Origin of the sequence: Rhodococcus sp. 14-2496-1d (assembly GCF_002259365.1) — a bacterium.
GTDB lineage: Bacteria > Actinomycetota > Actinomycetes > Mycobacteriales > Mycobacteriaceae > Rhodococcoides.
Window position 1 is genome coordinate 20,649 of sequence record NZ_NPFV01000025.1, and the last position, 15,535, is coordinate 36,183.

General features: G+C 60.2%; 10 protein-coding genes. 6 read left to right on the forward strand and 4 right to left on the reverse strand.

The window, feature by feature from the left end:
- Window positions 1-742 precede the first annotated feature (742 nt).
- The 3 genes from CH296_RS28985 to CH296_RS18095 all read left to right on the forward strand — a co-directional run bounded on the left by CH296_RS28985 (window position 743) and on the right by CH296_RS18095 (window position 7,003).
- Window positions 743-913, forward strand: a complete 171-nt coding sequence (locus CH296_RS28985; RefSeq protein WP_179277760.1) for a hypothetical protein — start codon at window positions 743-745, stop codon at window positions 911-913.
- 65 nt (window positions 914-978) lie between these two features.
- A complete protein-coding gene (locus CH296_RS18090; RefSeq protein ID WP_256980496.1) occupies window positions 979-3,753 on the forward strand; it encodes a PD-(D/E)XK nuclease family protein in 2,775 nt (924 codons plus the stop codon).
- Entirely contained in the window at window positions 3,710-7,003 is a 3,294-nt protein-coding gene (locus CH296_RS18095; RefSeq protein ID WP_094685401.1) for an exodeoxyribonuclease V subunit beta, read from the forward strand. The genes CH296_RS18090 and CH296_RS18095 overlap by 44 nt, the downstream gene beginning before the upstream one ends.
- Before the next feature lie 351 nt (window positions 7,004-7,354).
- On the opposite strand, the gene CH296_RS18100 is transcribed toward CH296_RS18095, so the two are convergent.
- From CH296_RS18100 to CH296_RS18115, 4 genes are all read right to left on the reverse strand, one after another.
- Window positions 7,355-8,473, reverse strand: coding sequence for a hypothetical protein (locus CH296_RS18100; protein WP_094685402.1), 1,119 nt, complete (start codon window positions 8,471-8,473; stop codon window positions 7,355-7,357).
- A gap of 1 nt (window position 8,474) precedes the next feature.
- Window positions 8,475-10,667 (reverse strand): AAA family ATPase, encoded by a 2,193-nt coding sequence (locus tag CH296_RS29595; protein ID WP_256980497.1) that lies wholly within the window; start codon window positions 10,665-10,667, stop codon window positions 8,475-8,477.
- Window positions 10,668-11,058: 391 nt separating this feature from the next.
- Window positions 11,059-11,712: a response regulator transcription factor gene (locus CH296_RS18110; protein WP_094685403.1), complete on the reverse strand. Its 654-nt coding sequence runs from the start codon at window positions 11,710-11,712 to the stop codon at window positions 11,059-11,061.
- Between the two features lie 38 nt (window positions 11,713-11,750).
- Complete coding sequence (locus CH296_RS18115; protein ID WP_306436982.1) at window positions 11,751-12,956, reverse strand: sensor histidine kinase; 1,206 nt, start codon at window positions 12,954-12,956, stop codon at window positions 11,751-11,753.
- A gap of 165 nt (window positions 12,957-13,121) precedes the next feature.
- Between CH296_RS18115 and CH296_RS18120 the strand changes: the two genes are divergently transcribed.
- From CH296_RS18120 to CH296_RS29885, 3 genes are all read left to right on the forward strand, one after another.
- Window positions 13,122-13,748 (forward strand): DUF4352 domain-containing protein, encoded by a 627-nt coding sequence (locus CH296_RS18120; protein WP_094685404.1) that lies wholly within the window; start codon window positions 13,122-13,124, stop codon window positions 13,746-13,748.
- Window positions 13,749-13,827: 79 nt separating this feature from the next.
- Entirely contained in the window at window positions 13,828-14,472 is a 645-nt protein-coding gene (locus tag CH296_RS18125; RefSeq protein WP_094685405.1) for a vWA domain-containing protein, read from the forward strand.
- A 278-nt stretch (window positions 14,473-14,750) separates the two neighbouring features.
- Window positions 14,751-15,353 carry a DUF6188 family protein gene (locus CH296_RS29885; protein WP_373557291.1) on the forward strand — a complete coding sequence of 201 codons (603 nt, stop codon included), beginning with the start codon at window positions 14,751-14,753 and terminating at the stop codon, window positions 15,351-15,353.
- The last annotated feature ends 182 nt before the right edge of the window (window positions 15,354-15,535 follow it).

The following is a 15,535-nucleotide window of genomic DNA, read 5'->3' on the forward strand; positions in this document are numbered from 1 at the left end:
GCCTCGCGGTAACACTCGTGAGCTGCGTCTGCGGGTACCGCTCGAAGCAACTCGATGAGGTGCGGAACGGCGATTGTGTGGCTCGCCAGCGTACGCATCGAGCCCAACGGGAGCGGTCCCTCCGGAACATCCGGAACGGTCATTGCTGTGCCCACTCTCACCCCGCCAACCCTAGTCAGGTTTGAATCGTTGCCAACCCTACTGGTGACCTTCTCAGTTACCCCTAGGATCCTTCAACCGGGGCGCTCCCGGCGTGTCTTCGGAGCATGGAGTGCTGCTCTGGAGGCCTGTATCTGAGGTCAGGCTTGGGGCTCCTCTGCTTCGGATAGAAATCTCGTTTGCGACGAGCTCTGTATCGACCACTGACGAGTCCACGAGCCACCTTCTCGTCGCTGTGAAACATTTTGTAGCGTGCACGAGATGAAGAGATGCGTACTATTTCTCAAGCCTCAAGGAGCCTGAAATTACTGACACCGATCTCGTATACGGCGACCAAGGCGACAGTCTGATCTTCATAATTAAGACTCTCGCTCAAGAGCTAGCGCTACTGCGGGGTGGTTTCCCGACGTGGGGAACCGCTCGTGAAGAGCTAAAGCCAGCGCGATGGCAAGAAATAGTCGACAGTCTTGACAACTCGGAGATTGAGGTCCCTCCCGACGACCAGGCGTTCGAACTCGCTGACATCCCCGGATACGAAGACGGTGACTGGCCTGAGTGGCCCGCGCAACTAATGTTGGACCTAGTGCCGAAGCCGATCGCAAGCCGCTTCGGTAGGAAGAGTGGCAGCGTGTTGAACGGGGATTCCCTCGAAATCGACGCCGCCGACGCGACCGATGTTGTTGCCGAAATGGAGAGCGCGGGCTTTACCTGCACGCGTGATGACGCCCTAATCGCCGCGGCGTGTGGGTTCTGAGTCCTGCAGCGAAGTATTCCGGGGCGTCACGCACAGTCCTCGATCGACTTGCACATGCGGTTTCGTTGGCCAAGCACGAGAAGCCGCTGTGTCTCGTTACGGTTGTCGTCCCCACGCGCGGCGCGATCCGAGATGTCCTGCAGTACCTCGCCCGGCACGGCGGCGTCGCCAACGTGCAAGTCCTCACTGTGGACCTGGCCGTCACCAAGCTCGCGGCACCGGCACTGGCACCCCGAGTGCCACTGCCGTTCCCGTATCTCGCCGCGTCAGTGCAGAAGGTGCTTGCCGACGAGCCCGGTGTCTTCGTCGATGTTGCGGATCAGCCCATTACCGCCGAAGCTCTGGCCGCTGCCTCGCGCACACTCGGTACGGTAGCTGATCGGTCGCACGTAGATGCGACTCCTCTTGTGCGAGACATGCTCCGTGTCCACACTTCCGCCACCGCCGCGCACACCGAGACGCACTACCTTCCGCACGAGGCATACGCCGCCGCTACATCTCGCATCGATGAGCTGGGTGAGGTGGTGGTGTTTCTCCCGACAGCAGCGGACGCCGGAGCGGCGCAGTTTCTCGAAGCTCTTTCGAACCGTGGTCAGCTGATTGAAAGCAATGTTGAACCGCTGGGCACCATGGTGATTCACGCTTCCGACGCCGACGACGAGGTTCGGTCGATCACCAGGCTGGTCCGGCAGCATCTCTCAGCTGGAGTTCCGGGACACCGGATCGGTCTGTTCTTTGCGAACTCCGATCCTTACCTACGTTTGATCCACGAGCACTTCGGCAGCGCAGGAATCAAATTCGCTGGCGAGCAGTGCCACACCATGAGACATCGGCCGGCCGCACGATCACTACGTCGACTACTCAGTATCGACACAGACACCATGCCTCGACGCGAACTGCTGTCGATCCTGTCCGAACGCGTCGTGACCTGGTACTACGGAACTCCTATCGCAGCTCTTCCACTTCGGCGCGTAGAGCGACTGACTCGCGCAAGGATCCAGATTGTCGGCGGCTCCGATTGGGAAAGACTCGCGGAGCTAGACCCCGAGGACCGTGACGCCGACGTCGCCACAGCAGTGCATTCATTGGTGACCACCCTCCGCGACGATCTCAATGCGGTTGCACACGCCGCGACGTGGTCCGAGGCATCGCGATGCGTGATCGATGTTCTAGGGCGGTACTTCAACAGCCGGTCGAAACAGCCAGATAGTTCCGCCACCAAGGACATACGCGACTTGATGACGATCTGCCAGGAGCTCGGCGAGCTGGACGGCGTGGCACCGCCGCCCACCCTGTCGGGAATCGTCAACGCGATCTCCGTGCGAATCGATGCGGTACCGAAGACAGTCGGAACCACGACATCCGCCGTCACCGTCGGCCCACTGGCCGCCGGCGCAGGACGAGACTTCGACGTATGCATCGTCGTCGGCGCGGCCGAGGGCATTCTTCCCGCCACACGACGCGAGGATCCGCTGCTGCCGAGCACACTCGTCGGCCGCACTCTCGCCGACGAGATCCAACGAGAGAAGTCGCAGTTCCTGGCCACGCTTGAGTCCGGAGACCATCACCGCATCGTGTCATTCCCTCGCGGGAGTATGCGTGGGGGAGCGGAGAAGGTTCCGTCGCGCTGGCTCATGCCCACATTGGATGCCTTGTCCGGAAACAAGATCGGCGTCGTCGACTGGCAGAAGCAGACTGCCGACGTCGAGTCCATCGTCACGGTCGAGTCGTTCGACGTCTCGACGCAGACCGTCGATCCTCGCATCGGCGTCAGTGCCGCCTCGGAGACCGAATGGCGGCTGGGAGCACTGGCAGAGCACGCAGCAGATTACCGCCGGGGTGCCCTGGACGACTCGATTGTCAACGCGGGGATGGAACTTCGCAGCGACAGACTGAAGGGCAAATTCACCCGCTTCAACGGCAACGTCTCCCACATCGAGAACGCCGTCACGTTCTTCGATAAACCGGTGTCGGCGAGCAGGCTCGAAGACTGGGTGGCGAGTCCGTACCGCTTCTTCGTCAAGACAGTCCTCGGCGTCGACACACTCGATGACCCCGACGACGCCGCGCAGCTCGATCCGCTGACCCGCGGCAACCTGATTCACCTTTCCCTCGAGCGCTACGTCCAAGGAACGATCGACGGCACCGACGCAACTCTCGAGCACCTCATCGAGGTCTCCGAAGAGGTCCTGGCCGACGCCCGCGTCGACGCTCCCGGATGGCTGCCGCAGCTGTGGGAGAAAGACAGCAGCATCATCCGTCGCGAACTTGTCGAGTGGTTCGAGCTCGACCGAACCGACCGCGAAGGGGGATGGACACCACTCCATGTCGAACGGAACTTCGGCGTTGAGCCCGATGTGGTGGTGCTCGATCTAGTCGGCGAGAAGGTAGCGTTCGCCGGGAAGATCGACCGGATCGATCGGCATACCGATGGTCGTATCCGGGTCACCGACTACAAGTCCGGTCAGGCGACGTCATACAAGAAGCTCTCCGAATCCGAGCCGACCGACGGCGGTACCAAGTTCCAGCTTCCCGTGTATGGACTGCTGGCGCTGACCATGGGTGACGACGTCACGACGCGGTACTGGTTCGTCAACCACAAAGCGAAGTACGAGACCATCGGCTATCCGCTCACCGATGCCGCAGTCGAAGTGCTGAAGGCAGATATCTTCCGGGTGCACAGAATGATTCGAGCCGGGTACTTTCCGCCGCGTCCACCGGACAGCTTCTGGGCCAACCCGCTGATCGACCTCATCGGGAAAGCCGGACTGGAACGAGCGTGGTCGAGTCTGCGAGATGTGCCCGAGCTCGCCGACTACCGCGCGAAGTACGGAGACTGACATCGCAGACGAAGACACTCTTTTGGTCGACCGCTTCGATCGGACACGCATCGCAACCGACACCTCTGCAACGCTGTTCGTCGAAGCCGGCGCAGGAAGCGGCAAGACGCACTCACTCGTCGAGCGCATCTGTCACCTCGTACTCGTCGATGGCATTGAACTCGACCGTATCGCGGCCATCACGTTCACCGAGAAGGCTGCGGCCGAACTCCGTGAACGAGTCCGAACACATCTCGCGTCCTTCTCCGGTGATGCTGCAGAGAAGGCAATGCAGCAGATCGACACTGCCGCGATCGGGACGCTGCATTCGTTTGCCGCACGCATCGTCAGCGAACATCCGCTGGAGGCAGGGGTACCGCCGCGTGTGGCCGTCGTGGATGCGATGGGTTCGCAGCTCTCGTTCGAGCGCCGTTGGAGGCGTATGCGTGCTGCACTGTTTGCGGATGAACACGCCGTTCCCAGCGGACTCACCGACGCGATGCGCATCATCCTGGGCGCAGGAGCATCGCTCGATCAGGTACGAACTCTCGCCGACGCACTCGATCGAAGCTGGGACCGATTGGTCGTCGACCACGTTGCGCCGACGGTGGCCTTTGCGGATATCGATTCTCTCCTGCGTGCTGCGGATGAGGTCGTCGATTCCGCGAGGGACTGCACCGACCCGTCCGACATACTGGCCACTCGGTTGTCGTTGATAGCCGAGTGGCGAGTCGCTCTGGCCGACGCCCGGTCTTCCGCCGCCTGGATCGCAGTCGCAGCGGAGTGCCCGTCGAAAGGCAGCGGCGGCAGGGGATCCAACTGGGTGGGCGGCGCTCCGCAGGTCAAGGAGATCAAGGGCTCGATCGACGAGTTGAACGCTGCCGCCGCTGCCGAGCGGACGAGGTACGTTGCGTCTGCGTTGGCGATCGTCGTGCATCATCTTTCCCGCGTCATTGTCGACGAGGCCGCCGAGCGTCGTCGACGGGGCGAGCTTGAGTTCCACGATCTGCTCGTCTACGCCCGAAACGTGTTGCGTGATGACGACGTTCGTCGGATCGTCCACAACTCCTATCGGCGGATCATGCTGGACGAGTTCCAGGACACCGACCCTCTGCAGCTCGAGATTGCCCGGTTGATCGTCGACGGTCGGGACGAGTCGGGCCGGTTGTTCACGGTGGGGGATCCGAAGCAGTCGATCTACAGGTTCCGTCGCGCAGACATCGCGTCCTACATGGCGGCGCGTGATGCCACGGATACCGCTGACATAGTTCGACTCACCACGAACTTCCGATCCACGAAACCTGTTCTGGATTGGGTGAACTCGGTGTTCGGATCCCTGGTCGTCCCCAACGGCTATGTTCAGCCCGATTACACGCCGCTCGATCCAGCACCAGGTAGACCGGAATGGTCCGTCGGCACAGGGTGGGGCCCGGCTCCCTTCGTCTTCCAAGACTCCGGCGAGGCAGTCAAAGACGAGCACTTGTTAACTGCGTCAGAGGTGCTGCGCGCCCGGGAATCACGGGATGTCGCGCGCATCATCGCGACCGCGCTCGACCAGGGTTGGCAAAAGGAGTCGGGTGGATTCGGCGAGTACACGCATCGACCAGTGACGTTGAGCGACATCTGCATCCTCATCCCGTCGCGTTCGGTTCTGCCGTTTCTTGAGCGATCACTGGATGACGCCGGTATCGAGTTCCGTTCCGAAGCATCGTCGTTGGTCTATTCGACGCAGGAGGTCCATGATCTGCTCGTCACTTGCCGCGCCCTGGCGGATACCGCGAACGAAGCTGCGGTTGTTGCTGCACTGCGGACGCCGCTGTTCGGTTGCGGGGACGATGATCTGCTGCGGTGGAAGGCAGCGGGAGGACGGTGGGACTTCTTCTCTGACGCACCCGCGGGTCTGCGGGATTCGGCGGTCGCGGCGGGTCGTGCATATCTGAAGTCGGTCTGGTTCGAGCTGGGATTGTTGAGTCCTGGTGCACTGCTCAGTCGCTTGGCTGCTGACCGTCGGGTGTTCGAGGTGTCGATGGATTCACCACGGCACCGAGATGTGTGGCGTCGACTGCGATTCGTCGTCGATCAGGCGCACGCGTGGTATGGCGAGGACGGCGGTGATCTGCGGGACTATCTTGCGTGGGCACAAACCCAGCAGGACGAGAACGCGCGCGTCACCGAAGCGGTGTTGCCTGAAGTCGGGGTCAATGCTGTACGGATCATGACCATGCACGCAGCCAAGGGATTGCAGTTTCCGATGGTAGTCGTCGCGGGGATGAGTGGAGGTTTCCGGACGACATCCGACCCGGTGGTGTGGGGTGATGACGGGACGATGCAGCTGAATGTCTGTGCATCAGTGCAATCCGTCGACTACACAAGTGTGTCCACGCTTGAGAAGGCGCACACTGAGGCGGAACGCGTTCGTCTGCTGTACGTGGCATGCACCCGGGCGGAGAGCATTCTGGCTGTTTCGGGCTATGTCGGTGCGAAGGGGAGTTGGGGCAAGACTCTCGCTGCAGGAACCGAGGGCGTTCCCAACGTGGTTCCCGATTTGATCGAGCCAGTGCGGGTCGAAGACAGTGGACAGTCGAGTTCCATTGCCTCACAGAGCTGGGACGAATGGCAGGCCGAGACTGCGCGGGTGGCTGAGATTTCTGCGCTGCCGTCGACGGTGTCGGCGACGCAGATTGCGCATCCGGTTCTGCTCGTACACGAAGCAGTGTTGGAGGAGTACCGATCGGCAGACCTTGTCTTTCCTGCGAGCTCTATCGAGGTGGTTGCCCCACTGGTCGGGTCTGTCAAGAGCGGCACGACGCTGGGTGTCGCATTGCATGCGCTGTTGGAGACGGTGCCGCTCGATGCGGCCCTCGACATTGAGTTCGAGGATAAGGCCCGGAACGCGGGCACTTTAGCGGATTTGGTCGATCTCGATCGGTTCGTGCTTTTGGCGAAATCGGTGTTTGAATCAGAACCTGTAAAGCGTGCTGCTTCGCGCGAGCATTGGCAGGAAATGCAGCTCGCGGGCATGTCGCCTGACGAGACCATCGTGGTCGAGGGAATTGCGGACCTGGTGTATCGCGAAGACGACGGGTCGCTGGTGATCGTGGACTACAAGACCGATGTGGGGGTTACGGCAAGAACGCTGGATGCCTACTGGACACAGCTGTCGGTGTACGCGGATTTGCTTGGCCGGGCGACGGGGGAGACGGTGAATCAGGTGATGCTGGTGTTTGCTCGGCAGGATCGTGCCCATGTTCTCAGGCGAAGTGCAGAGTAGGCGTTCGATTGCCATCTCTTGAAAAGAGCAAAAGCTGAAGTGACGCGGCCCCCAAGCGCAGCGAACGCGAAGTGTTCGATGTTGTCTGGAACGTTGAATCTGCCATGAAGTCAAGTGATTATGGTTACTGATGCCCTACTGCCCGGCTAGCTTGGCATGCCCGAGAAACGCTGAATTGGACAAATCTGGTGTTTGACGTACCGATGTGGACCCGGGTTTTGGGCATCTGGCAGCGGATCTACCGTGGCTTGCCGCGGCGGAATTCGTCGATCACCAGCTTTGATATCGGTCCGGTCCGGTCTGCCGGTGTCGTCTACATCCTGAAAGCGGGCCTAGTGAATGGAGTGAACTTCATTCGGCTAGCTTCGATCCTGGCTTGGTCGTTTGCGCGTCGTAATCCTTCGGTGGCTCGATAGCTTCGATCAGTTGTCTGGCCAGTGACGTTGCATCGGCCTGCAGGTCTACAGTCACGAACCTGATTCTGTGGCCACGAATCGTAATTTCTTCGTCAACGTGACCGTGCACTACAGGGTGGAGCATCAGACCCTCGGATTTTTCATTTGTCGTTTCATTGTGACTTTGGGACATCAAGTAGGCATAAATCTGGTAGACGTAACCACTTTTCAGGGTGTTTTCTCGATACCACCCTGCGGAAGTTATCGAAGTAAACTTCGTGTCTATGATGATTCGGCGATTCGGCGAATCAGGTTCGTTGCCTGTTGATTTCGTCAGTACAATATCGGTCTTCATTCCGGGGAATATTGCCTGCATGCCTTCGGACTGCTTGTCCACCGACCAGTAAAGTTTCTTCGAGTGTTCGACGCGCCAACCCTGCGGCTGCAAACGCATCCGATAAAAACCATATGCGGCCTTCTCGAAAAGCGCGCGCAGGTATTCATCAGATTCGTATGGCGCGTGAAAGCTGAACGTCTTCTGGCTCGGGTCGGGTATGGACAAAGTCAGAACGAGGTCCGCCGCGGCAAGCATAAGCTGATCGCGTGCTAGTAGCCGCTGATGTCGTAGGCCTGGAACATCAGCCAGCCTAGGCCTCGGCCCGCTCACTCCAGCCGCGGCCAACTGGAGGGCGAGTGCTCGGTAGCGGCCGATCGTCGGGATTAGGACTGCGGCGCGTTCGAGTGCAGATTTGACCAGTCTGTTGCCAAGTGTGTCGGTGACTGTCTCATCAAATTGACAATTGATTAGTCCCCTGTCCAAAAGCTGGCGGCGTTCGGTGGAGAGAAGATCAATTCGGCCTCGTACTCTACGAACACTAGCATCTGTTCTCGAAAAACCGACAGATAGACCCGTGTGCAGTCGCCTGGTCACCTCATCGGAAAGTATGTCGGCCACCATTCGGGGCAGGTCTTCGGGTGTGGATTCCGCGCCCGCGAAAGATTCGCCCTTCGCTCGGTATAGATCGGATGCAAAAAGCTGTAGGAGCCAAATATTGCGAACCGGGACTCGAACCATCTCAAGCTCCGCGCAGATTTTTTGCAGCAGCTTGCGCGAGGTCGGGACGGTCGTACCAGTATTCGTCCAGTAGCGGCACAATTTCGGTATCAATGACTCGTTGGATCCACTCGACAGTACCGAGCCCTGTCAGTTCTAGTTTAAAGTTCGGTGTGAAAAAGCTATGGCCGATCGCATACTGCTTGCCCAGAGCGTGGTCGTTCGCGATATCACGGTTTACTAGGGTGATTCGACTTCCGAAGGCTTCGAGAACTTCAAGGTCGTATCCTAGCCCGCTTACGTGCTGTGCCCAGTCATCGCCAAACGACGGTGTCAGTTCGATGAATGCAAACCGCCTACGCAAAGCCATGTCGACAAGTGCCAGCGAGCGGTCCGCCACATTCATGGTTCCAATTATGTGAACGTTGCCGGGAACTGAAAACCTTTCTTCGTCGTAGCGAGGGTATGCGAGTCGCATCGCGTTCTGATTTGATCTCTTGTCGGCCTCTATGAGTGTTAAAAGTTCGCCGAATATCTGCGCGGGATTACCGCGATTTACTTCCTCGATGACGATAACGTAGTCCTTTTTCGGATGGTTTCGGGCGTCTTCGCATAGTTTCAAGAATGGGCCATCCTCAAGCGCCAATTTTCCAGTACTGGACGGCCTCCAACCGCGGACAAAATCTTCGTAAGCCAGCGACGGATGAAATTGGACGACTACTACGCGCTCAGTCTCGCGCTCGTTGCACAACGCCCAAGCGATTCTGCGGGCAAGCCATGTTTTTCCAGTTCCTGGGGGTCCTTGGAGGACTAGATTTTTCTTACTGGTCAATCGCTCCAAAATGGCTTCGAGCTCATTGGTCGGAACAAAGCAACCGTCCTCGCGAATGGACTGGGCGCTGTAGCTATCTCCGATCAGTGTGAGATCATCGTTGATGCTTGAAATCGCGTCTGTTGTTGTGTCATCCCCTTGAGCTGGCTGAGGGTTAATTGCTTTCGGCGTCAGGCCGTCGATCCAAGCAGCGTAGGACAATTCCGGAATGGAATTGAAGGGCGTTGAGGGGTCGGCAATCCATTCCCTTATGGCCTCGGTGTTCGCCAAGAACTCTTCACCACTGATTTTCGCTCGCAGTGTGAGGCGCTTTGTTAAATCCGGACGATGCTTAGTAAGGTACGCGGAGTTTACGCCGTCGTATGCAGCGAACGCAAGAGGGCGAATCCAGTAGATGCCCATCGTGAGCTGGCGGGTGTTTCCAACCGCGCAAGCGTCGAACGCGGCGACCAGCGCTTCCTTCGCCGACTCGCTCGGCGCGTCGGCGAGTTCAATCGCTGCCTGGCACAGAGCCCACAAGTTTTCGACGTCCTCCGGTTTTCGGGCTTCCTCCCAGCCTATGAACCAGGAGTTCAGGTTGTTCACAACCGGGATCCCTGCGAATCCCGTTGGCGCTTGTGACGTAAGCTCGAACTGTATCCGATATGCGGCAGCGATATCGACTCGCGCGGACTCTTTGATCCCACGGTTGAACGGGCCGAAGAGGGTGAATGGGTCGACATCGCGGATTGGACCAAACGTGCCGTCAGTTCTGTGGTCCGTTTTCAGATATTTGAAGAGGTGTTCACGTCCGGATACTTTTGCTATCGACCACAGGTGGTCGAGTAGTCGTTGCCGGTCCCCGTGCATCGCTAGAATCGCGCTCGCGAGCTCGGAGTAGAAAGGTGTCCACGAAAAGTCTGGGCTGTTGCTTACCGGCGGTGTAGCAAGTAGTTGCTCGATCTCTTCGTGGCCAGTCGTAATAGTGAAAAGCGTTATCAGAGAACTTATTTCATTTTGAGCAGAAATTGAAAGCTCTGTCCTCGGCACCCCTGTCGAAACCCACTCGACTGGACGCCAGTGTCTGTGAGCGGCCAATTCGGGACGAAACTCGTATCCTCCGGTCACTGTTCCAATATTGAGTGTCTTAGTGGATCGATTCGGTGACACGACGGTGTCTCCAACAGCGATCTCGTGGACGAATCGATACAAAGTGCCGGCGTTCACGGGTACTGCGCCAGGTTCGGTATCGGGAAGGCGCTCGATCATTGCGGCTTTAAAGGCATCGCGACTGGCGTCAAGGGCTGAGAGATCACCCATGTCGTCCCAGCCGATGCGGACCGCGCCATCAGAGATGGGATTGATCTCCGGCCGGTTATTGTGTATTCCCCATATAGTCGTCACCTCAATGAACGTACTCGGCTGAGACGCTGAGGGGCCTCGATTGCAATGTATGGGCCACTCGGCTCAGGACCCGAACACCTCCTGCGTAGTGCAAGCGACCCTGCTTGAGCGTTTGAAAAGTGCGTGCGGACTGGAACGCCGTGTAGTCGGCGGTCTTGCCGACTGCACGGCTTCGAGTCCGAATGCGGTGAGGTCCACTTGCAGTCGAATGAAGGGTGTGAACCACCTCGCCTCGGACGACCCTAGTACCCGCCTTGACCGACTCAGAAAGTGGTAGTTGCAGGGAGAGGACGGCCCCAACCATCGCCGAGGCTGCGCAGCGCGAGTTCGGTCGTGTTTTGCTCCGTCGTGGCCCTGAGGCCGCCTGTCAGCGCAAGCTGGCACGGCTCACTCACGTGACCATTCCGGCCCGGAAGGCGGCCAGTGCCGCCTCGACTCGATTGCGCACACCGAGTTTCACGAAGATCCCGGAGATATGGGTCTTCACCGTCGTCTCGCTGAGGTACAGCTCGGAGGAGATATCCGCATTCGTCGAGCCAGTAGCCAAGATGCGCAGCACATCTCGCTCCCGTGGACTCAGCACGTCCATCGACACCGATGCTGGAACCGCCGGCAACATCGACTTCGCCACAATCTTCCGGAGCGAATCCTCACTGAACAACGTGTTGCCGGATGCCACCGCCCGAACTGACTGATGGAACGTCTCGGGTGCCTCGCTCTTGCTGAGGAAGCTATGTGCCCCCGCCTCGATCGCCCGTACCACCAGATCGTCCACATCCATCGCCGTCATCGCAATGACCTTCGGGGGATGGGCCAGCGTCATCAACTCGCGGGTGGAGTCCAGTCCGCCGACCCTACGCATCTGAAGATCCATCAGCACCACGTGCGGCCGGAACGCCGAAACCGCAGCGGGCACCTGATCGCCGTCCTCCACGTCGGCCACCACCGAAATGTCCGGGGTCTTCGCGAAGATGTCCGAAACTCCACGCCGAACGAAGGGGTCGTCGTCGACGATCAGAACGGTGATCACGGCTGGCGCTGTCATGGTTCGCTGAGCTTAGAACGCGCATCCGACACCGTCCGTCAGGAGTACCACGGCAACCAACACGACACCACGAACTCACCCGGCTGCGCACCGGCACTGAACGTGCCGCCCACCCCGCGGACCTGTTCGGCCAATCCTGCCAACCCCATACCCGAGCCACGCGCAAAGGCCGGTTGCCCCATCAGCTGATTGCGCACCTCGACACGAACTCCGGCCTGATCGGACCCGTGCACCGCCACTCGAATGGTGGAACCGCCAGCGTGCTTCTGCGCGTTGGTGAGCGATTCCTGCACCACCCGATACGCCACATGACTGCTTGCAGCGCCGATCTCGCCGGGCGTCACGTCGAGCATCAGCGACGTGTGCAGGCCCGCGCCCCGCGCCGAGTGCACCAGATCGGAGATGCCCTCGACACTCTGCCGGCCACCGCTGGAGGCATCGGCCGATCCGCGCAGCACACCGATGATGCGCTTGAGCTCGTCGAGCGCATCGTGGGCGGTCTGCCGAATCATCGACGCAGTTTGGGCTACCTTCTCAGGTCCATCGGCGCTGTTGACCTGCATTCCGCCTGCGAACAATGAGATGCGACTCAGGCTGGCAGCGAGGGTGTCGTGCATGTCGCGGGCAATGCGGGCACGTTCCGCATTCAGCAGCATCTCCTCACGAAGAGCGTTGGACTCCACCGTCACCTTGTCTCGGGTGACCACAGCCTCCGTCAGGTCGGATCGCGTGCGGTGCAGCAGTGCTCCACCCACGACCAACCCGACAAGCACTGCCGCGACGACCCACGGAATCCACGCTGGGACGTCCCACTCCACCGGCATGGACCCGTCCTCGGCCTTCGTCGAGCCGAGGGTCAGGACGGAGTAGTACCGACTGCGATGCGCGTCGTACGTCAACGACACCCCGCACGCGACGTATACCGCGACGGCAGCTATCACCAGCGGCTTGGTTCGTGCGAACGCACAGACGGCAAACAGGGCAATCAACGCTGCTGTCGCATCGGTCGCAAAGAACAGCGGCCCGGCCAACGCCAATCCCAGAACCACCCATGGCCGTTCGTGCCGCCAGATCAAGGCGACACCGGCGATCAGGTTGAGCGTGACGCCGATGCCCAGGTTCCACCCGGGCGTCCCGGACGAGCCCGCCAACCCGGCGGTCATCAATGAGCAGAACAGGCTGAATGCCACCGCCGCCGTAGTCCAGGCTTTGCGGCGCAGGGTGCCTGTTCGGTGGGTGCTCACGAACTGCAGCGTACGGCCGAGCACCGACACCGCGAATCATCCGAACGGCCCGCATGGTGGATCGGATGCGACCGAAAGGAGGAGGCGCACCGACCGGTCAGCCGAGGCGCGGACAGGCCCGACTGCGGTGTGGTTGATGCATCGCCGAACGAGAGGAATTTCGACATGACCAACCACAACCCGTACCCCCAGCAGCAGCCGTACGCCCCGCCCGCTCCCGAGCAGAAAAAGAGTTGGTTTGGCCGACACAAGATCCTGACCGTTGTATTGGCTATCGTCCTGCTGGGTGTCGTCATTCGGCTCATCGGTGGTGGTTCGTCGGAGAGCCCGACAGCTCCCGCGCCGGCCGGATCCTCGGCGTCGGAGGAAGCGGCTCCTGCGGCCCCGGCCGAGCCGGCTCAGCCGGGAATCGGCGTACCAGTGCGTGACGGCAAGTTCGAGTTCGTCGTCACCGCGGTGGCACCACCCGTCGCGACTGTCGGCTCGGAGTATCTGACGCAGACCGCACAGGGCGAGTACGTCCAGGTGACGATGACCGTCCGCAACATCGGCGACCGGGCGCAGAGCTTGGACGCGTCCTCGCAGAAGTTGCTCGACGCGGACGGAAAGCAGTACTCCGTCGACAGCCTCGCGACTGCTTACCTCGACAAGGGCATCGGCTACGAACAGATCAATCCCGGCAACGCGCTGGACACGACCGTCGTGTTCGACGTCCCCGTGGGAACCGTGCCTGCCGAGATCGAGCTGCATGATTCGGCGTTCTCTGGCGGTACGACGGTTGTGCTGCGGTAGCCGTCGCCGATCGCTCTTCCGTTCTCTCTCAATCTAATTCACCCGACGCGGCTCAGGCTGCATCCTGTGGAAGGAAACAATGACCGACCCGAAACTCTCTCTCGTTGCTGCTCTGCTCGACAGGTCCGGCTCGATGCATTCCATCGCCGACGACACCCGCGGTGGGTTCGATTCGTTCATCACCAAGGAGCGTGAGGCCGACGGTCGGACCGTCGTCACGCTCGCACAGTTCGACAACCGGTACGAGCTGGTCTACGACAACGTGCCGATCGAGGACGTCGACCCGCTCGTGCTCGAGCCGCGGGGTGGCACCGCGTTGTACGACGCGATCGGCCGGTTCATCAGCGAGGTCGGCGCGGGTCTGGCAGCGATACCGGAGGACGAGCGTCCCGGCTCGGTGACCGTTCTCGTGATGACCGACGGTCACGAGAACGCGAGCCAAGAGTGGACGAATTCGGCTGTGCGGGAGTTGATCCAGCGGCAGGAGGCCGAGTACAGCTGGGACTTCGTGTTCCTGGGATCGAACATCGACGCCGTCGAGGTGGGTGCCGATCTGGGCTTCCAGCGCGGCAAGTCGATGACGTACGTCTCGACCTCGGTCGGCGTTACGGCAGCCTTCGATTCGGTGGCGGACTATCAGCATCGAAAGCGATCGGCCGGTGTCGATGCGTGCTCGTTATCTGCTTTCTCGGACGTGGACCGGAGACGTGCGCGAGGGGAGTAGCTGAGAGGGGCGACGGACAGACAGCGTCACGCAACGGGGCTCTTCAATGTCAGCCGAGTGGAACCGCGCGCGGCGCTGCTGCGTCCAATAGGGAGGTGTTCGACGGGTCAACACACGGTGAGACGTTCGACGGGGCGCGACTTCAGTTACGAAAGGGTGGTAGCGGGTGTACATTCCGCTGGCAGGTCCAGAGGTCGTGTCCATGGAGTTCGGGTTCTCCCTCGCGCTGCAAACGAATCAAAGTTACGAGCTGCGAATCGAATCGAGTTGTGAGCTCCATGAGCCCGGGTCCGAAGGATTCCGAGGTGCGCCGGACGCAACGCTCTCCGAGCACCTCTCCGTCAGGCGTCTCGAGGGCAGGGGGGGTCCGTGCGCACGCTTCCGATAACGGCGACCTGCGGATCGATTTCGCGGATGGCGCTAGCCTGACAGTGCTTTTCGATCCTGATTTCGAAGCGTGGACGGTCGCTGCGCCTCAAGGCTGTCAGTATGGCTGGCGGCGGGCTCACAGTCTGGGATTGAAACATATTCGTCGCGGTCCTGCGGGCCTGCAAAGAGTTGCTAGGCATCCTATGAGATGTGTGTCGCTATGGATCCTCGGGCCGACAAGAGCGATGCGGTGCCAGCAAGCGTGTACCAGAATTCGACTGAACAGACTATTTCGGAGGGTCGAACATCTCTGTACTGTGCGATTCGCATGGAAACCGCCGAGATGGGAGTACGCCCTGGAACGCAAGACGTGCAGCAAGCGTGTCCACGGTTATCCCGGAGGCGGCAGCGATTTCGGCGAACGTGTCACCCGTCCTAGGTGCAGCAACGTCGGTGTCTTATGCAACACACGCGATGGCTACTGGGAGAAGCACAGCAACATCAGCGCTTGAGATCGGCACCTTGAAAAAGGTGTCGACAGAAAGAAAGACGCCATCATGGGAATATTCACGCGGCAGCGCACTGTCATCGACTGGACTTCGGAAAAGATTGTTCCACTGCCGAATTGGCAGGCGCACCAGACTGCGCGGCCGAGTTTTGCGGCCCTCGCTGACGCCCTGATCTCGGAGAGTGG